The following is a 22,391-nucleotide window of genomic DNA, read 5'->3' as shown; positions in this document are numbered from 1 at the left end:
GAGAACACATGTCCACACGTGATTGGGAAGCTGAGGCGAGCGTTCACGAGCGCGACGATGGCGGTTCTGAGCTTCAGTACAATTTCACCGTGCTCAAGAAGGGCACCTTGCGCGAGATGGTGGCCCATGTCGCCGCCATGGAAAGCGCGCAGCGGGCGCGGGTGGTGATCGAGGTAGCGGGGGGCGCATCCCTCAACATCGGAGAAATCCTGCAACTTGCAGAACAGGAGGGACTGGCATGAGCGCGACGATTGCCGATTTTACCGTCACCACCAATCGCGGGGCGGAGCTTGATCTGAAGGAAAAGCTCGGCAAGGTGCTGCTGGTGGTCAACACCGCGTCCAAATGCGGCTTCACCCCCCAATATGACGGGCTTGAGAAGCTCTATCAGGATTACAAGGACAAGGGCTTTGAAGTCCTCGGCTTTCCCTGCAACCAGTTCGGCGCGCAGGAACCCGGCAATGCCGACGAGATCGAGCAGTTCTGCAAGATCAATTTCGGCGTCACCTTCCCGCTGATGGCCAAGATCGACGTCAACGGCGCGGATGCCTCGCCGCTGTTCGACTGGATGAAGAGCGAGAAGAAGGGCCTGATGGGAACGACGGCGATCAAGTGGAACTTCACCAAGTTCCTGATCGACCGGCAGGGCAACGTGGTGAAGCGCTACGCCCCGACCGACAAGCCCGATGCGATTGCGAAGGACATCGAGAAGCTGCTTTGATGAGCAAGTCGGAGTTGCACGCGCTCGCTACCCCCTCGCGGCGCGAGCTGCTGGCGGGCGGGGCCGGGCTGTTTGCGGGTGGCCTGCTAGGCGCGCGCGGGCTTCCCCTTTCGGCCCAAACCCCGCCGCCACGCACGCCTCTTCCCGAGCGTTTCGACATCAGCGACCTGATGGGGCCGGTCAAGGATCAGGGCGAGCGGATGACCTGCGCCGCATTCGCTGTCGTCGCCGCCGCTGAGGCCGCGATTGCGCGCGACACAGGCCGCCGGGTGATGCTGTCCGAGGAATATCTGCTCCATATGAGTTATGCCGGCGCGCCGCGCCCGGCCGACGAGTCTACGGCCGCTGGTGACTTGATCAATATTGCTGAGAAACACGGTTTCGCTCGCGCCGAGGACTGGCCTTATCAGCCCAATATCTGTCATTCGGGCTCGCAGGAGCAGGGCTGTCCGGTTTTCCCGACCGATCTGGCCGCGGTGCAGCGAAATGTCGAAAGGCTCCCGGATATAACTTCGAATTCGGTAACGGTCGGCTTTTCCGGCGGCGGTCAAGATCGCGCCGACCCGCGCCAGCGCGGCCTTGCCGATCTCATCGCCCGCCGCCGCATTGCGCCGATCTTCGCGTCGGTGATCCCTGAGGATCGTCAGGGCTGGGGGGATGACGGGGTGTTGTCGGTCCCGGACATCGTCGCGGGTCTGAGCAGCGATGAAGCGACAGATTTGCCGATGCATTTCGCGGTGCTGACGGGATATGATTTTGCCCGGCGCGAATTCTATTTCAAGAACAGCTGGGGGACAGGCTGGGGCAGTGATGGCTATGGCACGATACCCTTTGCGCTGATCGACTCAGTCGCTTTCAGCGAGAATTTATTCCCGCTGGTCGACATACGCCCCGCAAGCCGCTGAGCGCGTCCCTGTGGAGAATTATTCGGGCGGGACGCTTTGAGAATCGCTCCAAAGGCATAGAGTAGCGCCATGCCTTTCGCTCCCTTCGTCCCTCTGCGCGTGCTGTCGTCCTATTCGATGCTCGAAGGGGCGATCGATCCCAAGGGGATCGCCAAGCTGGCCAAGGAGCGCGGCTTTCCCGCTATCGCCATCTGCGATCGCAACGGGCTCTATGGCATCATGGCCTTTGCCGCGGCCTGCAAGGGCGAAGGCGTCCAGCCGCTGATCGGCGCGCTGCTGGGCGTGGCGCGCGAAGGCGTCGAAGGTGCGTCGGCGCGCACCATCGATTACCTGCCGCTGCTGGTCCAGAATGACGAAGGCTACGGCAATCTGTGCCACCTCGTCAGCGCCGCGCATCTTGATCGGCCACTGGAGCTTGATCCGCACGTCACGCTCGCCGATCTCGAAGGGCGCACCGGCGGGTTGATCGCACTGACCGGGGCGGGCGAGGGGGGGCTTGCGCGCCTTCTCGCCGAGGGTCAGCACGATGCGGCGGCGAAGCTCGCCGATCGGCTGGAGGCGCTGTTCCCGGGCCGGCTCTATATCGAACTGGCCCGCGGCGGCGATGATGTGTGCGAGCGCGCCGAGGAAGCGCTGATCGAGCTCGCCTATGCCCGCGATCTCCCGCTCGTGGCCAGCAATCCGGCGAACTTTGCCGAGCCGCATATGCACAAGGCGCATGACGCCATGCTGTGCATCGCCCATTCGACCCAGATCGAGGCCGAGGACCGCCCCCATTCCAACCGCCAGGCCTTCGTCAAGTCCGACCGGATGATGGCCGAGCTCTTTGCCGATCTGCCTGAAGCCATCAACAATACCCTCGTCGTCGCCCAGCGCTGCGCCTTTGCGCCGCCCTATCGCAAGCCGATCCTGCCCAGCCTTGCCGGTGACCTCGCGGGCGAGGCGCGGATGCTGGCGGAGGATTCGCGGGCAGGTCTCGAAGCGCGGCTTGCGGCCTATCCCGATCTCACCGAGGACGAGCGGAAGGTCTATTTCGACCGTCTCGAATTCGAGATCGACGTGATCGTGAAGATGGGCTTTCCCGGCTACTTCCTGATCGTTGCCGACTTCATCAAATGGGCCAAGGAGCAGGGCATTCCGGTGGGGCCGGGGCGCGGTTCGGGCGCGGGCTCAGCGGTGGCCTGGGCGCTGACCATCACCGATCTCGATCCGATCAAATTGGGCCTGCTGTTCGAACGCTTCCTCAATCCCGAACGCGTGTCGATGCCCGACTTCGATATCGACTTCTGCGAAACGCGGCGCGGCGAGGTGATCCGCTACGTGCAAGCCAAGTATGGCAGCGATCACGTCGCGCAGATCATCACCTTCGGCAAGCTGAAGGCGCGCGCGGTGCTGCGCGATTGCGGGCGCATCCTGCAGATGAGCTACGGACAGGTGGACCGGCTGTGCAAGATGGTGCCCAACCATCCGACCGACCCCTGGACCCTGCCGCGCGCGCTCAATGGCGCGGCTGACTTCAAGCGCGAGTATGCTAACGACAACGAGGTGCGCCGCCTCGTGGATCTGGCGATGCAGCTCGAAGGCCTGCCGCGCAATTCCTCCACCCACGCGGCGGGCGTGGTGATCGGTGACAGGCCGCTGGCGCAACTGGTGCCGCTCTACCGCGATCCGCGCTCGGACATGCCGGTGACGCAGTTCGACATGAAATATGTCGAGAGCTCAGGCTTGGTGAAGTTCGACTTCCTTGGTTTGAAGACACTGTCGGTGCTGAGGAAGGCGGTCGATCTGCTCAGCTTGCGCGGCATCACCATCGATCTGGGCGCGCTGCCATTGGATGATGCGGCGGTCTATGATCTGATGAAGGCGGGTAACACGGTTGGCGTGTTCCAGCTGGAATCGGAAGGCATGCGCCGCACCCTGAAGGCGGTGAAGCCGACCAATTTCGGCGACATCATCGCGCTGGTCTCGCTCTACCGTCCCGGCCCGATGGACAACATCCCGCTGTTCGGCCAGCGCAAGGCTGGGCTGGTGCCGATCGAATATCCGCACCCCAAGCTCGAAGGCATCCTTGCCGAAACCTACGGCATCTTCGTCTATCAGGAGCAGGTGATGCAGGCCGCGCAGGTGCTGGCCGGTTACTCGCTGGGCGATGCAGACCTTCTGCGCCGAGCCATGGGCAAGAAGGTGCAGGCCGAGATGGACGCGCAGCGCGGGCGCTTTGTCGAGGGCTGCAAGGCCGTGTCCGAGATCGACGCCAAGCGCGCCAACGAGCTGTTCGATTTGATCGACAAGTTTGCCGGCTACGGCTTCAACAAGTCGCACGCCGCAGCTTACGCGTTGCTCGCCTATCAGACCGGCTGGATGAAGGCGCATTATCCCGAAGAATTCTACGCCGCCTCGATGTGCTTCGACATGCACCAGTCGGACAAATTGAATGTGTTCGTCGATGACGCGCGCCGCTACTCCAACGGCATGGGCGGGGTGCAGGTGCTGGCGCCCGATATCAACGCCAGCATCGCCGAGTTCACTGTCGAGCAGACCGATACCGGCTATGCGGTGCGCTATGCGCTCGCCGGGATCCGCAATGTCGGCGAAAAGGCGATGGAAGCGATCGTTGCCGAGCGGAGCGCGGCCGGGCCCTTCACCAGCCTCAAGCACTTCTTCGAGCGCCTGCCGCAGGGCACGATGAACCGCCGCCAGCTCGAGGGGCTGATCTGCGCCGGCGCGCTCGATTGCCTCGAGCCCGACCGCGCGCTGCTCCACGCCAATGCCGATCTGCTGCTGGCGGTCGCCGATGCGGCGATGCGCGAGCGTTCGAGCGGGCAGGCCGGGCTGTTCGGCGGCGAGGAGGATGCGGCAGAAGACCTGCGCCTTGCGCCGGTTCCGCCATGGACCCGGCCCGAGCGCATGGCGAAGGAGCGCGAGAATTTCGGCTTCTACTTCTCCGCCCATCCGGTGCAGCAGTATCGCGAGATCGCCTCGGCCAATGGCGCGCGCACCTATCAGAGTCTGATGGAGGGCGGCGCGCCTGCGGGCGGGCGCGGCGCGGCGGTGATGGCGGTGCTGGTTGAAGGGATCACCAAGGCCCGCACGCGCAAGGGCGGGACCTTCGTGCGCGCGGACTTCTCCGATGCCTCGGGCCAGTTTTCCGCCGCCTGCTTCGAAGAATCGCTGGTCGGCCAGTTCGAACGCTGGGCAGATGTCGGCGAGTGCCTGCTGCTGACAGTCGAACTCGATTCCCCAAGCCCGGACGAGCCGCCGCGCCTCACCGTGCGCGGGGCCCGTCCGCTGGCGGCGGTGAGCGGCGGCACCGCGATGCAGCTGAAGGCCGATATCGCGACGAGCGAGGCGCTCTACGAATTGAAGCTGGCGCTGGAGGAAGATGCCACCCGTTCGGGCAATGGCGAGGTGCTGGTGCGCATCGCGCTGGACGGCGGCGGCCATGCGCGATTGCGGCTCGGGCGCAGCTTCGTGCTCGGCGGGGAGCTGGCTGAGAGGCTGGCCGAGGTGCCGGGCATCAGCAATGTCGAACTCGCCCCCGTCAAGGGCAAGGCCTCGCTGCGCCTCGTTGCCTGAGGAAGGCCCGAGCAGGGCCATCCCGCACCATCCGCAAAATCTGTGCGCAGGGGCAATTGCCAAGCACCATGGGCCAAGGCATGAGGTGCGCCGGATATATCATCACGCGCAGCCCCAAGGGCGCGCTTCAGTCAGGGAGAGAGACGGACAATGGCCATGACCAGGCTCGGAGCCATGCAGGACTGGACCATGCGGGTGACCGCGGTGATCGATCACGCCGCGCGCGAAGCGCCGACGCGCGAGATCGTCAGCCGCTGGGCCGATGGCAGCGAGACCCGCACCGACTGGGCGGGCATCCGCCGCGACGCGCTGAAGATGGCGCAGGCGCTGGTGGCTCTGGGCCTCAAGCCCGGCGACAAGGTCGCGAGCCTCGCGATGAACCATTCGCGCCACCTCGTCAGCTGGTATGGCGTTGCGGGCATGGGCGGGGTGCTGCACACGGTGAACCCGCGCCTGTTCGACGATCAGCTCGAATATATCGTCAATCACGCCGAAGACCGCGTGCTGTGCTACGATGCCGCCTTCCAGCCGATTGTCGACCGGATGAAGGGCCGCTGGCCGACGGTCGAGCACTATATCTGCTACGATAGCGGCGCGAATGCTCCGGCCTTCGAAGACTGGATCGGCGCGCAGGACGGCGATTTCGAGTGGGTTACCGGCCCCGAAACCGATCCCTGCATGATCTGCTACACCTCGGGCACCACCGGCAATCCCAAGGGCGTGCAATACGAACACCGCTCGACCGTGCTTCACGCGATGGCGGGGCTGCAGCCGGCGGCGTTCAACTTCTCCAGCTCATCGGTGATGCTGCCGGTGGTGCCGATGTTCCACGCGGCAAGCTGGGGCCTGCCCTATGCGGGCGCGATGGCGGGGATCAAGTTCGTATTCTCGGCGGTGAATGACCCCGCCGTGCTGCACGATCTGATGCTGCGCGAGGGCGTGACCGACAGCGCCGGCGTGCCGACCGTGTGGCTCGCGCACTTCCAGTATTGCGATGCGGGCGGCCTCGATCTGCCGCCCCTGAAGGCTGCCACCATCGGCGGCTCGGCGGCGCCCAAGTTCATGATCGAGCGGCTGATGAAAAACGGCACCCGCGTCCAGCACGCCTGGGGGATGACCGAAACCTCGCCCATCGGCACGGTCGGCGGGCCGACCTGGGACTGGGACACGCTCACGCTGGAGCAAAAGGTCGAGAAGACCGCGATGCAGGGCCGCCCGATCTTCGGCGTGCAGTTGCGCACGGTCGATCTCGACGACATGACCACCGAACTGCCGCGCGACGGCAAGACCTCCGGCGCGCTCCAGATCCGCGGGCCGTGGGTGATCCGCCGCTATTTCAAGGCGGACAAGGACGCGACCAACAACGAGGGCTGGTTCGACACTGGCGACGTCGGCATCCTCCACCCCGACGGCACCCTGCAACTGACCGACCGCACCAAGGACGTGATCAAGTCGGGCGGCGAATGGATCAGCTCGGTCGAGCTCGAAAACGCCGCCTGCGGGCACCCCGCCGTGGCCGAAGCGGCCTGCATCGGCATCTACCACCCCAAGTGGCACGAGCGCCCGGTGCTCTTCGTCGTCAAGAAGGCGGGCGCCGATGTGTCGGGCGATGATATCGTCGAGCATCTGAAGCCGCTGATCGCCAAGTGGTGGCTGCCCGATGCGGTGGAGTTCGTGGACGACATTCCCCACACCGCCACGGGCAAGATCAGCAAGAAGGACCTGCGCGACCGCTTTGCGGACTACAAGCTTGCCTGACCTCGCGATCCGGCCTGCGACCGTCACCGATGCGCAGGCCGTTTGCGAGATCTACGCGCATCATGTCGCGCACAGCACCGGCACCTTCGATATCACCGCGCCCGATGTGGCGGCGTGGGAGGCGAAGATCGGCGCGATTGCGGAGCGCGGCTGGCCCCTCCTCGTCGCCGAGCATGAGGGCGCAGTGGCGGGCTATTGCTACTGCACCCAGCTGCGCGAGCGCGAGGCCTATGCCCGCACCTGCGAGGATTCGATCTATGTCCGCCCCGGCATGGAAGGGCAGGGGATCGGCAAGCGGCTGCTCACCGCCCTGATCGCGGCGGCGCGGGATTGCGGGTTTGAACAGATGATCGCGGTGCTGGGCGGAGCCGGGCCGGTCTCGGCCGCGCTCCATGCGGCTTGCGGCTTTGTCGAAGTCGGACGGCTGCGGAATGTGGGCTTCAAGTTCGGTCGCAGGCTCGATACGCTCTACATGCAACGCGATCTGACGAGAGAGGATAGACCCACGTGACCTGCGAAACCTATATCGACCCGTCGCCCGTCAACTTCCAGGCCTTCAAGGACCTGCCGCGCGACACGCCGATCAATATGCTCAATCTGCTGCTCTACCGCGATGTGGCCGAATATCCCGAGGGCCACGAACACGCCGGCAAGGGCTGGAGCGGGCGGCGCGCCTATGAGGAATATGGCGTCACCAGCGGGCCGATCTTCCGCAAGCTCGGCGGCCAGATCATCTGGCGCGGGCGGTTCGAGACTGTCGTCACCGGCCCCGAGGGCGAACGCTGGCACGATGGCTTTGTCGCGCAATATCCCAATGCGGGGGCCTTCTTCGCGATGATCAAGGATCCGGATTATCAGCTCGCCGTGGTCAACCGGACCGCTGCGCTGGTCGACAGCCGCCTGGTGCGTTTCGCGCCCGGAGAGGTGGGCGAGGGGTTCGGGTGAGGCTCGACTAAACCTCTTTCAATCGCGGCATCAGTTCGACGAAGTTGCAGGGACGATTGCGGCTGTCGAGCTGTTCGGCAAGGATTCCGTCCCACCCGTCCTTAACCGCGCCGTTCGAGCCGGGCAGGGCAAAAATATAGGTTCCCCGCGCCACCACCGCGCAGGCGCGCGATTGCACCGTGCTGGTGCCGATCGACTTGAAGCTGAGCCAGCGGAACAGCTCGCCGAACCCGGGGATGTCACGCGCGCCGGAGATCATCGAAAGGGCTTCGGGCGTCACATCGCGGCCTGTGAGGCCGGTGCCGCCGGTGCTGACCACCGCGTCAATCGCCGGATCGTCGATCCATGCATCGAACTGCGCGGCAAGAAGCGTCGCGTCGTCCCTGACGATCAGGCGCGCGGCAAGATTGTGTCCGGCGCTGACCACACGCTCTGCCAGAATATCGCCCGAGGTGTCGTTCTGAGCCGTGCGCGTGTCCGACACGGTCAGCACCGCGATATTGATCGGCTTGAAGGTGCGGGTGAGATCGATCGCCATTTTACGGCTCCAACCGGGCCGAGCGCATCGGCGCCGGACGCGGGAATTCGGGCCAGCGGCCCTGCGCCAGCGCGCGGCGGCTGGGCGAGGGCGAGCCGGTTGCGCGTTCGTACATCCAGTAATTGCGCATCACGATCGCGACATAGCCGCGGGTCTCCCAATAGGGGATCGATTCCATCCACAGCAGCGGATCATTCTGGTCGTTGATCTCGCTGTTCCAACGCCCGACCGGCGTGAGCCCCGCGTTATAGGCCGCCATGATCTTGGGGAGCGCGCCGCCGGTCGCCGGACTATCGCGCAGCATTTCCAGATGGCGCTGGCCATAGGCGAGGTTGACCTGGGGGTCGTTCAGGTCCTCGTAGCTCGCGCCGAGGCTGAGGCGGCCCGAATGGTCGCGCGCGGTGCCGGGCATGATCTGCATCAGGCCGCGGGCATTGGCTGGGCTCACCGCATTGGCGCGGAAGTTCGATTCCTGCAGCGCATGGGCAAAGGCAAGCGCAGGATCGACCTGCCAGCCGCCCACCGGCTGCCAGCGCGCCACGGGAAAGCGCAAGGAGGGATCGCTGCGGGTGCCATAGGGCGCGTTGTGCGCCATCCATAGCTGGGTCGAGGGCAGGCCGATCTCGCGTGCCAGCCGCGAGAGCGCGCCATATTGGCCCGAGGGTCCGATCTGCGCTTCGTGGCGCAGGACTTCGTCAGCCAGCGCCGGGCGGCCGATCTCCGTGAGCGCAATCGCCACGCGCACATTGTCGCGCCGGGCGAGCATATTCCAGTCGTCACGCGCGAACGGCGCGGGCGGCGCGTGGGCGGGCAGTTCCACGCCCATCTGGTCGGCCGCGAGCATGCCGTAGAGCGTTTCGTCCATCCGTGCGGCGGCGGCGAGGTGCTGCTCGGCCGCTGCCGGTTCGCGGCAACGGATTGCGGCGCGGTGCGCCCAGTAATGGCCGGCGGCTGCCAGTTCGACATTGGAGGCAATCGCGGCTGTTCGCGCAAAGGCCTCGCCCGCCAGCGAGCAATGGCCGAGCCGCCAGGCAGCCAGCCCTTCGACCCATGCGCCCTCGGCCACCCATTCGCCCGTGCCTTCGACCGCCGTGCGCGCGAGTTCGAGCGCGGCCGTGTCGTTGTTCTCGATGTAATAGCTCCAGGCGACGCGCTGGCGCCATTCGGCGCGGGCATCCCCCGACAGCATCGGGTCGGCTTCGGTCAGCAGGCGCTGGGCCTCGACCGGATTGTCGGCCTTGATTGCGGCGAGGATTGCCGAGGCGGTGGCGCCCGGCATCGTCCCGTCATTGACCGAACGCGGCAGGATGCGCTTGGGCGCGGAAGGCTGACGCGCAAAGCCCTGCGGTGTGGGCAGGAACGGCAGGTCGGTCACCCCGCGCTTGGCACCCATGCGGGCGATCTGCTCGGCCTGGGGCAGATCGGTGCCGGCGGCAAACCAGGCGGTGATCTGCTCGGCGGAGATCTTGGGGCTCTTGGCGTGGGTGTAATATTCGGCGCGGGCGGCCTGCGTCAGCACACCGTCAGGGCGCGCGGCCAGCAGGCTGTCTACCTCGCCCCACTGCTCGGCATCGATCATCGCGAAGAGCTGGCGGTAGAAGGTACGCTCTTCCGAGGACAGCACCGGCGCGATCACGCCTTGGGCAGCCGCGCAATTGTCCCAGCGTGCGACCAGATCGCCCGATTGCGCAGCAGCAGGCGCAGCGGCGCAGGCGAGGCTCGCCAGCGTCATCGCTGCCAGCGCCGGGCTGATGCGCTTCAGAGTGTCGCCGACCATTCCATCCATCTCCGCCAGAACCGGGCCTTGAGCCTGGGCATGTGCAACATTGCTTCGAGCGTATCGCCGAAGATCACCGGGAGCTTGCCCCCGGCATGGTTGAATTCACGTAAACCATTCTCGGCCGTCCCGCCCAGCATCGGGGCGAGGCTGCCGCCCAGCACCAGCAGGCGCTGCGGCGCGGCAAGACCGATATGGTGTGCGGTGACCGCGTCCATACCGGTTGCGGCAAGGCTGGCAAGATCGGTCATCGGGCGGTGGGCGGGCAAGGCTGCGGCAAGGTAGATCTGTTCCGGCGTCAGGCCCATCGCGGCGAGCATCGCGGCCAGCAGACGGCCCTGCGGTCCATCGAGCAGCGCCTGCCGGTCACTATCCTCGGGCTGCGGCACCAGCACCATCAGCTTGGCGCCCGCTTCCCCGCGCGGCGGAACCCGGGGAAAACCGCGCGCGGTATCGAGCGTTCCTGCCTCCATCCACCAGGCGCGAAAGGCAGCAAGATCGGCAGGAGGCGATTCGCCCAGCAGGTTCTCGCGTGCGGGCACAAGCGGCGGCGGGGCGGGGGCGAGGCGATCGATCGCCGGACGCTCTTTCGTGGCTGCCGGATTGTCGTTTTGCCGGGCATCGCGCACCGAGGCAGGCGGTGCCGCACCATCGCTGCCTTGCCCGATCTGCTCTTCGGCCAACCACGCCGTAGCGTCATCGTGAAAGTCGCAGTCCACGCCTGCGGCCTGCCACCAGGCAAGGGCGCTTGCGAATTCGCGCGCGAGGGTGGGCTGAGGACTGTTCATGCGAGGCTGGTGCTATCAACTGGAGGTCTTGACTGTCCCTGCGGGCCTTAGCAAGTGGAGCGCACAAGCAATTCGCCGGAATGTGCGGCGGGCGCGGCCAACACACTCGAGGATCAGGAAAGCCCCATGAGCGAACGTGAATCAATGCCCTGCGATGTCGTGATTGTCGGCGGCGGGGTGGCGGGCCTCGCGGCGGCGATCAAACTGAAGCAGATCAATGCCGAACTCGAAGTGATCGTGCTCGAAAAGGGCTCGGAAATCGGCGCGCATATCCTCTCGGGCGCGGTGGTCGATCCCAAGTCGCTGGATGAACTCCTGCCGGAATGGCGCGAGATGGGTTGTCCGATGGCGCAGACCCCAGTGACCGATAACTGGCACTGGGTGCTATCGAAGACCGGCAAGACCTCGATGCCGCACGCGATCATGCCGCCGCTGATGAGCAACCACGGCTGCTACACCGGCTCGCTCGGCAACCTCGCGCGCTGGCTGGCCGAACAGGCCGAGGGCCTCGGCGTCATGGTGTTCCCGGGCTTCCCGGCGGCCGAAGTGATGATCGACGAGGACGGCCGCGTCGCTGGCGTCATCACGCAGGACATGGGCATCGCCGCGGATGGCAGCCACAAGGGCGAATATACCCCCGGCATGGAGATCCACGCCAAGTATACCCTGTTTGCCGAAGGCGCCCGCGGGCACCTCACCAAGCAGATGAAGGCCAAGTATGATCTGGAGGCCAATTGCCAGCCGCAGGTCTATGGCATCGGCATCAAGGAGCTGTGGGACATTGATCCCAAGAAGCACAAGCCGGGCCGCGTGATCCACACGCAGGGCTGGCCGCTCACGGAAAGCGACAGCTGGGGCGGGGGCTTCCTCTACCACCAGGCCAATGGTCAGGTGGCCTTGGGCTTCGTGACCGCGCTCGATTACAAGAACCCCTGGGTTTCGCCCTATCAGGAATTCCAGCGCTGGAAGCAGCACCCGGCGATCCGCGAATATCTCGAAGGCGGCAAGCGCGTCAGCTACGGCGCGCGCGCGATCAACGAAGGTGGCTGGCAATCGGTGCCCAAGCTCGCCTTCCCCGGCGGCGCGCTGATCGGCTGCGCGGCGGGCTTCGTAAACGTGCCGCGCATCAAGGGCAGCCATACCGCGATGAAGAGCGGGATGCTGGCGGCCGAGAGCATCGCTGCGGCAATTGCTGCCGGTAACGAGAAGACCGAGCTTGCCGATTATGATGCGGCGGTGCGTTCCAGCTGGATCGCCAAGGAATTGCAGCTGGTGCAGAACGCCCAGCCGGCGGTCGCGAAGTATGGCGGCGATATCGGCACCGTGCTCGCCGGCGTCGACATGTGGATGCGCACGCTCGGCCTTGGTCTTCCGGTGAAGATGAAGCACACGCCCGACTATACCTACACCGGCCGCGCCGATCTCTACCCCAAGATCGACTACCCCAAGCCCGACGGCGTGATCAGCTTCGACCGCCTCACCAATGTCGCCTACAGCTACACCAACCATGCCGAGGACCAGCCGGTCCACCTGCAGGTGAGCGACCTCGGGCTTCAGGCGGACAGCGAGCTGGCGGTTTTCGGCGGGCCCTCTGCCCGGTACTGCCCGGCGGGGGTCTATGAGTGGCTTCAGGAGGCGGACGGGACCCCCAAGTTCCAGATCAACTCGCAGAACTGCGTCCACTGCAAGACCTGCGACATCAAGGACCCCAACCAGAACATCAACTGGGTGACGCCCGAAGGCGGCGGCGGGCCGAACTATCCGAATATGTGATGGAGGGCGTCGGGCAATCCTGCGAGTGCGCGACGCTCGGTGACTTCGCTGTTGTAGGCATGGGCGGCGATAGGAGGGATGAGCGCGTCTTCGCCACGCTTGCTGAAGTGGCAAAGCACAGGGGCGACGCGTGGTGGCTCTACGCGTCCCGCTGTTCTGCCTGCGGACAGGATTGGATGGTCGCGCAGGAAGAGCGGATCCACGACAACTTTTATCTGAAGCGCCTTGCAGTTGCGGAGATGAAGCTGATCGAGGAGCAGGGCACATGGCCGCCGGATTTTCTGCGCTTCGAGGATGTCATCAGGCTCGGTCCCGATCACAAGCAGGTCGCACGATTCTTCGACACCAATGACCTCACCGATACCGTGAAGGAACTCATGGAAGCGCGCTCCGACATTTCGGCCAGCGAGATTTCCTATTTGTTTGTATTGTCGAAGCGTGAGGCCAGTAGATTGATGGATCGCGCGGCACGCATGAGCTGGAAGCAGCTTCGTCCTTTCGCATGACTCTCACCGAAACCGCCTACGCCAAGATCAACCTCGCGCTGCATGTCCGCAGGCGGCGGGAGGACGGGTATCATGAGCTCGAAACCCTGTTCGCATTCGTCGATGCGGGCGATGTGCTAACGGCGAAGCCCGCCGCGCAGGACAGTGTCACCACGCTGGGCGAATTTGCGGGCGGCCTAGACAATCCCTTCGACAACCTTGTGGCGAGGGCGCTCACCGCGCTGCTGCGCTCTGGAGGCTTGGCGGTGACGCTAGAGAAGAACCTCCCAGTCGCGGCTGGCCTCGGTGGCGGGTCGGCGGATGCGGGGGCGGTGTTCCGGATTGTCGAGGCGCTTCACGGCCTGCCTGATGGTTGGCAGGCCAAGGCGGCGAAGCTCGGCGCTGATGTGCCCGCCTGCGTCCTCAGCCGCACCCATATCGGCCTCGGCACTGGCACCGAGCAGCTTGCGGTGGAGGACGACCTCGCCGGAACTCCTGTCCTGCTGGTCAACCCGCGCGTGCCGCTGTCGACCGGGCCGGTCTTCAAGGCGTGGGATCAGCAGGATCGTGGTCCGCTCCCCGAAGGCCCCGCCAGCCGGATCGCGCGCGAAGGGCGCAATGATCTCGAAGCCCCCGCCATCAGCCTGTGCCCGGCGATCGCCGACGTGCTGGCGGCGCTGGCACAGACCAACCCATGGCTTGCCCGCATGTCCGGCTCGGGCGCGACCTGTTTTGCGCTCTACGACACCGCCGAGGCTCGCGATGCGGCGGCGGCGGCCATGCCGTCCGGCTGGTGGACCATGGCAGGGCTGCTGCGGTGATTTTGCTAACCACCCAAACCGTTCGTGCTGAGCTTGTCGAAGCACCGCACTTCTTTTTCACCGTGTCCGAAGTGAAGTGCAGCCCTTCGACAAGCTCAGGGCGAGCGGAGTTGGGAAAGTGACCGAAGCCTTCCGCCAACGCGGCACGCCATCCCCCGGCGGGATCGTGCTGGTCGCCGACCACGCCTCCAACGCCGTCCCCGCCGACATAACCCTCGGCATCCCCGCGCACCTTCTGCACGAGCACATTGCGGTCGATATCGGCACCGAGGCGATTGCCGAAATCCTCGCCCACGAACACGCAATCCCCGCCCATATTGCCGCCGTGAGCCGTCTCGTCTGCGATCTGAACCGCGAGGAGGCCGCCCCTGGCCTCGTCCCCGAAACGAGCGATGGGCATCGGATCCCAGGCAATGTCGGCGTGGACAGGGAAGGGCGGCTGGACCGGTTCCACCGCCCCTACCACACCGCTCTGGCCGATTGGCTCGCACAAGCGGAGCCCTCGCTGATCCTCTCGTTCCATAGCTTCACCCCGCGCCTCGAAACCTCGGATGCTGCGCGGCCTTGGGAGGTGGGGGTGCTCTACAATCAGGATGATCGCGCCGCGCGCATCGCCATTCCGCTGCTCGAGGCCGAGGGGCTGAATGTGGGCGACAATCTCCCCTATTCAGGCCGCGATCTCAATTACACGATGAACCGTCATGCCGAGGCCGAGGGACGCGCCTATCTCGGCATAGAGCTCAGGCAGGACCTCGTGCAGACCACCGAGACCCAAGCCCGCTGGGCGCACATTTTGGCAGATATTGCGCAAAGGGTTGCGTCGGCGCTTCGCTGAAGGCAGGGACGTTTCGCAAATCGCGTTCCACAGGAAATCTTATGTCTCAGCGTTTCGACAAGTCCAAGCTCCCCAGCCGCCACGTCTCGGTCGGCCCGGAGCGCGCTCCGCACCGCTCCTATTACTACGCGATGGGCATGACCGAGGAAGAGATCGCGCGGCCGTTCGTGGGCGTGGTCAGCGCAGGCAATGATTCGGCGCCGTGCAACACCACCCTCAACGCACAGGCCGATATCTGCCGCGAAGGCGTGATCGCAGGTGGCGGCACCCCGCGCCGGTTCAACACCATCACTGTCACCGATGGCATCGCGATGGGCCATCAGGGGATGAAGTCCTCGCTCATCAGCCGCGAGGTGATTGCGGATTCGGTCGAGATTTCGGTGCGCGGGCACTGCTATGACGCGCTGGTCGGCTTTGCAGGCTGCGACAAGAGCCTGCCGGGCATGATGATGGCGATGCTGCGCCTCAATGTGCCCTCGATCTTCGTCTATGGCGGCTCGATCCTGCCCGGCACCCACCGCGGGGCTGACGTCACGGTGGTCGATGTGTTCGAGGCCGTCGGGCAATTCGCCGCCGGCAATTGTGCGCTGACCGAGCTGATCGCACTCGAAAAGGTCGCCTGTCCCGGTCACGGGGCGTGCGGCGGCCAGTTCACCGCCAACACCATGGCCTGCGTCGGCGAGGCTATCGGTTTGTCCTTGCCGAACAGCAATATGGCGCCTGCTCCTTACAGATCGCGCGATGATATTGCGGTGGCGGCCGGCAAGCAGGTCATGGAGCTCGTCGCCCGCAATCTGCGCCCGCGCGATATCTGCACCCGCGAGGCTTTCATGAACGCCGCGCGCGTGGTCGCTGCCACCGGCGGCTCGACCAATGCTGCGCTCCACTTGCCTGCCATGGCTAGCGAATGCGGCATCGACTTTGATCTGTTCGACGTTGCCGAAGTCTTCAAATCCACGCCTTACATCGCGGACTTGAAGCCTGGCGGGAAGTATGTCGCCAAGGATATGCACGAGGCGGGCGGGGTCTACATGGCGATGAAGACGCTGCTCGACGGCGGTTTCATCGACCCCAACCCGATCACCGTCACCGGCAAGACCATTGGCGAGAACCTCGAAGAGATCACCTGGAACCCCGATCAGAAGGTGTTCTACGATGTGAAGACCCCGATCACGCCGACTGGCGGTGTCGTCGGCCTCAAGGGCTCGCTTGCCCCTGATGGTGCCATCGTGAAGGTCGCCGGCATGGCGCGGCTGCAATTCACCGGCCCCGCGCGGGTGTTCGATTGCGAAGAGGATGCCTTCGCCGCCGTGGAACAGCGCGACATTGTCGATGGCTGCGTCATCGTCATCCGCTACGAAGGGCCCAAGGGCGGCCCGGGCATGCGCGAGATGCTCTCGACCACCGCCGCGCTCTACGGGCAGGGCATGGGCGAGAAAGTCGCGCTGATCACCGACGGGCGCTTCTCGGGCGCGACCCGCGGTTTCTGCATCGGCCATGTCGGCCCCGAGGCGGCCGATTGCGGCCCGATTGCGCTGGTCGAGGATGGCGATATCATCAGCATCGACGCGGTGGCGGGCACGATCGACCTCGAAGTGGCCGAGGACGTGCTGGCGACACGCCGCGCCAAGTGGCAGCCGCGCACCAATGATTACCAGTCGGGCGCCCTGTGGCGCTACCAGCAGGTGGTCGGCAAGGCGCGCTACGGGGCGCTCACCCATCCCGGCGCCAAGGCGGAGACCCATGTGTTTGCGGACATCTAGCCCTCTGGCCCTGCTCGGCCTGCTGGCGGCGTGCACCAGCGAAAGCCCGCCGCCGCCGGGGGACGAAATCGAATGCGCGATTGGCGCAGGCGCGGATTTCTCTGCCGTCTGCACGCTGGAACGGGTGAGCGGGACGCAGACGATCATCCTCCACCATCCCGATGGTGGCTTCCGGCGGCTGAGCTTCGATCCGGCGAGCGGCACGATTGCCGCCATCGACGGGGCGGACCCGGTGGTGCCCGAAGCGGGCGAGGGCGTGATGCAATTTGCAGTCGGCGCGGATCGCTACCGTCTGCCGCGCGGGCCTGCGCCGACGCCCGGGCCATGAGCGCCGCCCAAGTCCTCACCGCAGCGCAGATGCGCGCTGCCGAACAGGCTCTGTTCGATGCGGGGGCGAGCGTTTCCGACCTCATGGAAGTGGCCGCTGGCGGTGCTGCCGAATGGATCCGCCGGGTTGCTGCGGGCCGCTCTGTCACCGTGCTGTGCGGTCCGGGCAATAATGGCGGGGACGGCTATGTCATCGCCCGTGCCTTGCGTGAGGCGGGCAATGCGGTCACGGTCATCGCACCGCTCGATCCTGCAACCGATGCGGCGAAGGAGGCCAAGCGGCGCTGGAACGGGCCGGTCGCCACGGCGGCCAGCGCGGCAGGCGATGTGTTTGTCGATTGCCTGTTCGGCTCGGGCCTCGCGCGGCCGCTGGTGGCCGAACACGCGCTGCTCCTGCGCGATCTGGCGGCGCGGCACCGCTACAAGGTCGCGGTCGATGTGCCGTCCGGCATTGCCAGCGATAGCGGCGTGGTGCTGAACGAGCGCCTCCCCGCCTTTGATCTGACGCTGGCGCTGGGGGCATGGAAATTCGCGCATTGGAGCCTGCCGGGGCGGTCGCTGATGGGGCAGATGCGGCTTGTGCCGATCGGCATTGCGCCGGTTGAGGGCGCGGCGCAGCTGGCCGACCGTCCGCGCATTGCTGCGCCAGCGACGGATAGCCACAAATACCGGCGCGGGCTCATCGGGATTGTCGCTGGAGCCATGCCGGGGGCGAGCCTGCTTGCCGCTGCCGCCGCGCAGCACGCGGGCGCGGGCTATGTGAAGCTCCTTTCGCCGCAGACCGATCCGCGAACGCCTGCTGATGTGGTGAGCGACACGGCCCCGCTCGGGCAAGCGCTGGCCGATCCGCGCATGACGGCGGTGCTGGTGGGGCCGGGACTGGGGCGGGACGAGGCGGCCCGCGCGCGGCTCGGCGCGGCGCTGGCGCAGGCAAGCGCGTTGGTGGTGGACGCCGACGCCCTGATGCTTCTGACGCCGGACATGCTTGCCCGCAAAGTGCCGATCCTCGCGACCCCGCATGATGGCGAGCTCGAAACCCTGTGCCGCAGCTTTGGCGTCATTGCGGAAGGGCGGAGGGACCGCGCGCTGGCCCTCGCGCGGATCAGCGGGATGGTCGTGCTCGCCAAGGGACCGGATTCTCTGGTCGCTGCGCCCGATGGCCGTCTTGCTCTGGGCCTGCCTGCGCCCAGCTGGCTGTCTGTGGCGGGGTCGGGCGATGTTCTCGCCGGAATTGCCGCGAGCCGGATGGCGGCCGGATGCAATCCTTTTACCGCTGGTACAGAGGCGCTGTGGCTGCATGGCGAGGCGGCGCGGCGCGCAGGCCCGGCTTTCACGCCTTCGCTGCTTGCCGAGAGGGTATCCGAGGCGCTAGCGGCCTGCCTGTGAGCATTTCCGAACCCATCATCCGTCTCGCCGCCAAGGGCGACGGGGTCACGCCGTCCGGTCGCCATGTCGCGGGCGCTGTGCCGGGCGACAAGCTCGATGCCGATGGCGTCATCACGCCGGGCGCGCACCATATCGCGCCGCTGTGCCGCCATTTCGCCACGTGTGGCGGGTGCCAGTTGCAGCACGCCGATGACGCGGTGCTCGCGGAGTTCGTGCATGAGCGCGTGGTCAACGCTGCCAAGGGACAGGGGCTGGAGCCGGACGAGGTTCTGCCTGTCCACCTCTCGCCGCCGCACACGCGCCGCCGCGCAGGACTGCATGGCCTGCGCACCGCCAAAGGCGCAGTGCTCGGCTATCGCGAGGGCGGATCGCACCGGATTGTCGACCTGTCCGAATGTCCGGTGCTGCACCCCGCGCTCGCCGCCCTGATTGCCCCCTTGCGCGCCTTTGTGGCGGCCCATGGCCCCAAGGGGATGGTGGGGATAGATCTGACGCTGGCGGATCAGGGCGTCGAGGCCAATCTCCTGCACTTTCCGCTCGATGGCCTCGGGCCAACCGAGGCGGCGCTCGATTTCGCGCGCGAGCAGGGGCTGGCGCGGCTCACAATCGATCAGGGCTATGGCCCCGAGACGCTGTGGGAGCCCGAGCCGGTGACCGTGACGCTCTCGGGTGTGGCGGTGGGCCTGCCGCCCGGCGCTTTCCTGCAGGCGACCGCCGATGCCGAAGCGCGGATGCTGGCAGACAGCTCTGCGTGGCTGGGTGATGCGCGTATCGTGGCCGATCTGTTTGCGGGGCTGGGCACCTTTGCCTTTGGCTTGCGCGAAGGCAGAAAGGTGCTCGCGGTCGAGGCTGAACAAGCCGCGCACCTCGCCTGCAAAGCCGCAGGCGCACGCGCGGGCGGACAGGTGCTGGCGCTGCACCGCGATCTGTTCCGCAGCCCTCTGCAACCGGCCGAGTTGAACCGCTTCGACGCCGTGCTGCTCGATCCCCCGCGAGCAGGCGCCAGAGCGCAAGTGGCCGAGATTGCCGCAAGCACGCTTGCGCGGGTGGTTTATGTCAGCTGCAACCCGTCAAGCTGGGCGCGCGATGCCGCGGTGCTGACCGAAGCGGGCTTCCGCCTGACGAAGCTGCGTGCCGTCGGCCAGTTCCGCTGGTCTACGCACGTAGAGCTTGTGAGTCTGTTCGAGCGTTAGGCTCGCAAGGCCGAGAGTAACTCGGCTTTCAGCCAGTCCCGGTGTTCCGGCCCGACATAGGCGTGGCCTGCGCCTTCGCAGCGGCGGATGCGCGGATCGTGCTTGTCCCATGCGGCTTCGAACACCTGCGCGGTGCGGTCTGCAGTGGCGATCAGGATGCGCACATCGCCGCCGAAGCCCGCCAGCCCCTCGCGCATTTCCTGCGCAAGGCTTGAAGGCGGCGGGGCAGGGCGCAGCGATTGCACCAGACCACGCGCGAGTTTTCCGAGATCAACCCCGCCGCCGAGCAGCCGGGCAATCTCGCGCGGATTCTTGAGCTTTTCGGCATAGCGCGCGCGGATCGCTGCCGGGGGCGGGGTTGCGTCAGGCTCGGCTGCACTCTCGTCCTGCTCGATCGTCCAGGGGTTGGAGAGCACCAGCCCGTCGCAGCCCGTACCGCCTGCCAGCATCAGCGCCGAGGCCGCATCGCAATTGCCGAAAGCCACCACACGTTCGATCTGCGGGGCCATGGCGCGGAAAGCCTCGATCGCGGCGGCGATATCCTTGGCCGAGCGGCGGAACCCCCGGTTCTCGCCCTCGCTGTCGCCGATCCCGCGGCGATCGAAGCGGAACACCGGAAAGCCGGCGCGGGCGATGCGCGCGGCCAGCTCGGCCTGCCCGCCGAATGCGCCCGAGCGGATCTCGTTGCCGCCGCTAACGATCAGCAGGCCGCACGTGCCCGGAGCGGTGTCGAGCGTGGCGGCAAGGCGCAGGGTGCCGCAGCCGAAGGAGAGGGGCAGGCGGCTCATGCAGCGTCTCCGGCGATGATCGCTGCGAGCGCTTCGCTCTGGCGCGGGTCCTCGTCCGGCTCGGCGCGCAGCCACAGACCGGGGCCACCGAGCGCGCTCTGTGCGATCTCGCTCTGGCCGTCGGCGAGGCGCGGCTCGACATCGACGAGATAGCGGATCATCGACGGTCCAAGCGACCAGCCGCCCAGCACCAGTCCTTCGGAGCGACCCAGCGCCAGCAGCGCCTCGGCCTTTTCCTCGCGCCCTGCCTCGCGCGCGGCGATGGTGCGGGCGCGGATCATGCCGCGCAGGGTCTTGTTGCCGGATTGCGGGGCATAGAGCCAGCCGGGCAGGTGATCGGGGGCAAGCAGCGCACCGGCACGGATGGTCAGCACATGGGTGGCTTGGAACTGATATGCAGCGCTGGCCATTCCGGCCTTCCAGCTGGCCAGCGTCTGGGGGGCGAGCGGCGCGAGGCTGTCATTGCAGCCGGGCAGATCGGGCAGGAAGCTGTCGATCCCGACCTTGTCGAGCCGCCGCATCACCTCGATGGTGAATCGCCTCAGCTTGTTGGCCTCGTCGAACCATGCGGGGCAGATGAGCACGCGCATGCTCCGCGCCTTGTCGAAGGCCACCAGCAGTTCCTCGCCGGTCGCGCCGTCGGCGCCGGAGATGGTCCAGGTGGAGATCACGCGGGGGCGAGTCTAGCGGGCGGCGAGCTTGGCCGCGGCAAAGGCCAGCAGCCCGCCATAGGTTTCCAGCATCTCGCCATCGACGTCATCGTCTTCGATCACGATGCCGAGCCGGTCTTCCATTTCGGTCAAGAGGCCCGCCACTGCCATCGAATCCAGTTCGGGAAGGTGGCCGAACAGGCCCGATTCAGGGCCGAAGGCGGCTGCCCGTGCCGGATCAAGCCCGAGCACATCGGCAATCAAGCCCTTGAGTTCCTGATCAAGCGCGGCGGTGTTGCCTGCGTCCGGAATGGTCGGAAGTGCGTTCATGGGTTCGCCCAAAATCCCTGTGTTCGGCCGTGGCGGCGGGGCTTAGCCATGCGCGGGGCCGCGTGCAAGCGCGCGCAACATCCGCTTGGTCAGCGGGGCCCACGCTTTGGGCTGTGCTGGATCAAGGCAATCGATCCGGAAACGCGGGCGCACGGCCTCCATCCAGTCGGCCTTGTAGCCCTGATCGCCCGTGCCGAAATCGACGAGATTGACCTTGTCGGTATCGATCACGTGCTGGAACAGCGCGGCGCTCAGCGTGGTCCCGGCCGAGAGCGGCTTGTGGCTTTCGAGATGGGCGAGCTTGTGGATGTAGGCGACGCCGTTCTCCACCGTCCAGCACTGCGCGGCAACCGCCAGCCCCTCGGCCCGCGCAATGCCGAGCCGCAGGCGGCCTGCCTCGCCTTCGGCCTGCGCAAAAGCGCGGAGCATCGCGGGCTGATCCTCGGCTGGTTTCCAGCTGGCGGCGTAGATCGTCTCGTAGGCGTCCCAGGCTTCGTAATCGAAGCGGGTGAACACCTGCGTCTCGACCTTCTTTGCCTTGCGCTTCAGCGTGGTGCGCAAGGGGCCGGGGCGGGTCTCCCAATACTCGGCAAAGCTGCGCCCAGCGACATCGAGGATGTGGTTGGTGTCGCACGGCTCCTGCCTCACCTGCCAGCCCGCAGCCCGGAACGCGCGGGCGAGCCGATCGGCAGACCCGTCCTCGCCGGGCACGGGTTCGAGCGTGACGCGGTGGCCGCGGGTCTTCAACTGGCGGGCAATGGCTTCGAGCAGCCGGTCCCCCGCCGCGCTTTCCGGCGCAAGCTGTCGCCATGTGAAGGAATACCAGTTGCGCAAGGGCGTGATGTGCCCGCCATCAGCGATGAGCGCCAGCGCTGCGGCGTTCTCGGCATCGCTGGCAATCGCGATCAGCGGGGTGAGGCCGGTATCGGCCAGCAGGGCATACCACTCCGCCCGGTCAAAGGGCGCACAGGCTTCAGGCGCAGTGAGCGCTTGCAAGACGTTAACGCTATCGTGATACCGCGCTTCGATCAC

The 22,391-nt window shown here is 66.3% G+C and carries 22 protein-coding genes; 15 read left to right on the top strand and 7 right to left on the bottom strand.

Features of this window, described 5'->3' with window-relative positions; all coding sequences use genetic code 11:
• The first annotated feature begins 8 nt into the window (after positions 1 to 8).
• The 7 genes from RSE14_RS03535 (at position 9) to RSE14_RS03505 (ending at position 7,905) form a co-directional block, all read left to right on the top strand.
• Positions 9 to 242 carry a hypothetical protein gene (locus RSE14_RS03535; protein WP_324075862.1) on the top strand — a complete coding sequence of 78 codons (234 nt, stop codon included), beginning with the start codon at positions 9 to 11 and terminating at the stop codon, positions 240 to 242.
• Entirely contained in the window at positions 239 to 721 is a 483-nt protein-coding gene (locus RSE14_RS03530; RefSeq protein WP_324075861.1) for a glutathione peroxidase, read from the top strand. Before RSE14_RS03535 ends, RSE14_RS03530 begins: the two co-directional genes overlap by 4 nt.
• Complete coding sequence (locus RSE14_RS03525) at positions 721 to 1,626, top strand: C1 family peptidase (RefSeq protein ID WP_324076805.1); 906 nt, start codon at positions 721 to 723, stop codon at positions 1,624 to 1,626. The genes RSE14_RS03530 and RSE14_RS03525 overlap by 1 nt, the downstream gene beginning before the upstream one ends.
• A 69-nt stretch (positions 1,627 to 1,695) precedes the next feature.
• Positions 1,696 to 5,202 (top strand): DNA polymerase III subunit alpha, encoded by a 3,507-nt coding sequence (gene dnaE / locus RSE14_RS03520; protein WP_324075860.1) that lies wholly within the window; start codon positions 1,696 to 1,698, stop codon positions 5,200 to 5,202.
• A 156-nt stretch (positions 5,203 to 5,358) separates the two neighbouring features.
• Positions 5,359 to 6,960 (top strand): long-chain fatty acid--CoA ligase, encoded by a 1,602-nt coding sequence (locus tag RSE14_RS03515; RefSeq protein WP_324075859.1) that lies wholly within the window; start codon positions 5,359 to 5,361, stop codon positions 6,958 to 6,960.
• Complete coding sequence (locus tag RSE14_RS03510; protein ID WP_324075858.1) at positions 6,953 to 7,471, top strand: GNAT family N-acetyltransferase; 519 nt, start codon at positions 6,953 to 6,955, stop codon at positions 7,469 to 7,471. Before RSE14_RS03515 ends, RSE14_RS03510 begins: the two co-directional genes overlap by 8 nt.
• On the top strand, positions 7,468 to 7,905 hold the full coding sequence (locus RSE14_RS03505; protein WP_324075857.1) for a DUF1330 domain-containing protein: 438 nt from the start codon (positions 7,468 to 7,470) through the stop codon (positions 7,903 to 7,905). The genes RSE14_RS03510 and RSE14_RS03505 overlap by 4 nt, the downstream gene beginning before the upstream one ends.
• A 7-nt stretch (positions 7,906 to 7,912) precedes the next feature.
• Here RSE14_RS03505 and moaB read toward each other — a convergent pair whose 3' ends face one another.
• The 3 genes from moaB to RSE14_RS03490 are packed head-to-tail and all read right to left on the bottom strand — an operon-like array spanning position 7,913 to position 11,008.
• Complete coding sequence (gene moaB / locus RSE14_RS03500; protein ID WP_324075856.1) at positions 7,913 to 8,443, bottom strand: molybdenum cofactor biosynthesis protein B; 531 nt, start codon at positions 8,441 to 8,443, stop codon at positions 7,913 to 7,915.
• A 1-nt stretch (position 8,444) separates the two neighbouring features.
• Positions 8,445 to 10,220 (bottom strand): lytic transglycosylase domain-containing protein, encoded by a 1,776-nt coding sequence (locus RSE14_RS03495; protein WP_324075855.1) that lies wholly within the window; start codon positions 10,218 to 10,220, stop codon positions 8,445 to 8,447.
• Entirely contained in the window at positions 10,202 to 11,008 is an 807-nt protein-coding gene (locus RSE14_RS03490) for a uracil-DNA glycosylase family protein (protein ID WP_324075854.1), read from the bottom strand. The genes RSE14_RS03495 and RSE14_RS03490 overlap by 19 nt, the downstream gene beginning before the upstream one ends.
• 126 nt (positions 11,009 to 11,134) lie before the next feature.
• On the opposite strand from RSE14_RS03490, the gene RSE14_RS03485 reads away from it, so the two are divergent.
• The 8 genes from RSE14_RS03485 to RSE14_RS03450 all read left to right on the top strand — a co-directional run bounded on the left by RSE14_RS03485 (position 11,135) and on the right by RSE14_RS03450 (position 19,591).
• Positions 11,135 to 12,781 carry an electron transfer flavoprotein-ubiquinone oxidoreductase gene (locus RSE14_RS03485; RefSeq protein ID WP_324075852.1) on the top strand — a complete coding sequence of 549 codons (1,647 nt, stop codon included), beginning with the start codon at positions 11,135 to 11,137 and terminating at the stop codon, positions 12,779 to 12,781.
• Positions 12,781 to 13,287, top strand: coding sequence for a hypothetical protein (locus RSE14_RS03480; protein ID WP_324075851.1), 507 nt, complete (start codon positions 12,781 to 12,783; stop codon positions 13,285 to 13,287). The genes RSE14_RS03485 and RSE14_RS03480 overlap by 1 nt, the downstream gene beginning before the upstream one ends.
• Entirely contained in the window at positions 13,284 to 14,087 is an 804-nt protein-coding gene (locus RSE14_RS03475) for a 4-(cytidine 5'-diphospho)-2-C-methyl-D-erythritol kinase (protein WP_324075850.1), read from the top strand. Before RSE14_RS03480 ends, RSE14_RS03475 begins: the two co-directional genes overlap by 4 nt.
• 118 nt (positions 14,088 to 14,205) lie before the next feature.
• A complete protein-coding gene (locus tag RSE14_RS03470; protein WP_324075849.1) occupies positions 14,206 to 14,922 on the top strand; it encodes an N-formylglutamate amidohydrolase in 717 nt (238 codons plus the stop codon).
• A gap of 41 nt (positions 14,923 to 14,963) precedes the next feature.
• Complete coding sequence (gene ilvD, locus RSE14_RS03465; RefSeq protein ID WP_324075848.1) at positions 14,964 to 16,685, top strand: dihydroxy-acid dehydratase; 1,722 nt, start codon at positions 14,964 to 14,966, stop codon at positions 16,683 to 16,685.
• Positions 16,666 to 17,013: a hypothetical protein gene (locus tag RSE14_RS03460; protein ID WP_324075847.1), complete on the top strand. Its 348-nt coding sequence runs from the start codon at positions 16,666 to 16,668 to the stop codon at positions 17,011 to 17,013. Before ilvD ends, RSE14_RS03460 begins: the two co-directional genes overlap by 20 nt.
• Positions 17,010 to 18,398, top strand: a complete 1,389-nt coding sequence (locus RSE14_RS03455; protein ID WP_324075846.1) for an NAD(P)H-hydrate epimerase — start codon at positions 17,010 to 17,012, stop codon at positions 18,396 to 18,398. Before RSE14_RS03460 ends, RSE14_RS03455 begins: the two co-directional genes overlap by 4 nt.
• Positions 18,395 to 19,591, top strand: a complete 1,197-nt coding sequence (locus RSE14_RS03450; protein ID WP_324075845.1) for a class I SAM-dependent RNA methyltransferase — start codon at positions 18,395 to 18,397, stop codon at positions 19,589 to 19,591. Before RSE14_RS03455 ends, RSE14_RS03450 begins: the two co-directional genes overlap by 4 nt.
• On the opposite strand, the gene RSE14_RS03445 is transcribed toward RSE14_RS03450, so the two are convergent.
• The 4 genes from RSE14_RS03445 to RSE14_RS03430 are packed head-to-tail and all read right to left on the bottom strand — an operon-like array spanning position 19,588 to position 22,391.
• The gene (locus tag RSE14_RS03445) at positions 19,588 to 20,379 is read right to left on the bottom strand and encodes a hydrolase 1, exosortase A system-associated (protein WP_324075844.1); all 792 of its coding nucleotides are present in this window, start codon (positions 20,377 to 20,379) and stop codon (positions 19,588 to 19,590) included. The genes RSE14_RS03450 and RSE14_RS03445 overlap by 4 nt on opposite strands.
• Positions 20,376 to 21,050, bottom strand: coding sequence for an alpha/beta hydrolase family protein (locus RSE14_RS03440; protein WP_324075843.1), 675 nt, complete (start codon positions 21,048 to 21,050; stop codon positions 20,376 to 20,378). The genes RSE14_RS03445 and RSE14_RS03440 overlap by 4 nt, the downstream gene beginning before the upstream one ends.
• A 12-nt stretch (positions 21,051 to 21,062) precedes the next feature.
• The gene (locus tag RSE14_RS03435; protein WP_324075842.1) at positions 21,063 to 21,359 is read right to left on the bottom strand and encodes an acyl carrier protein; all 297 of its coding nucleotides are present in this window, start codon (positions 21,357 to 21,359) and stop codon (positions 21,063 to 21,065) included.
• A 42-nt stretch (positions 21,360 to 21,401) separates the two neighbouring features.
• Positions 21,402 to 22,391 (bottom strand): GNAT family N-acetyltransferase, encoded by a 990-nt coding sequence (locus tag RSE14_RS03430; RefSeq protein ID WP_324075841.1) that lies wholly within the window; start codon positions 22,389 to 22,391, stop codon positions 21,402 to 21,404.

The organism is Erythrobacter sp., assembly GCF_035194505.1.
GTDB lineage: Bacteria > Pseudomonadota > Alphaproteobacteria > Sphingomonadales > Sphingomonadaceae > Erythrobacter.
Note: the sequence above shows the minus strand (reverse complement) of the source record. Positions and strands in the feature narration are given on the sequence as shown.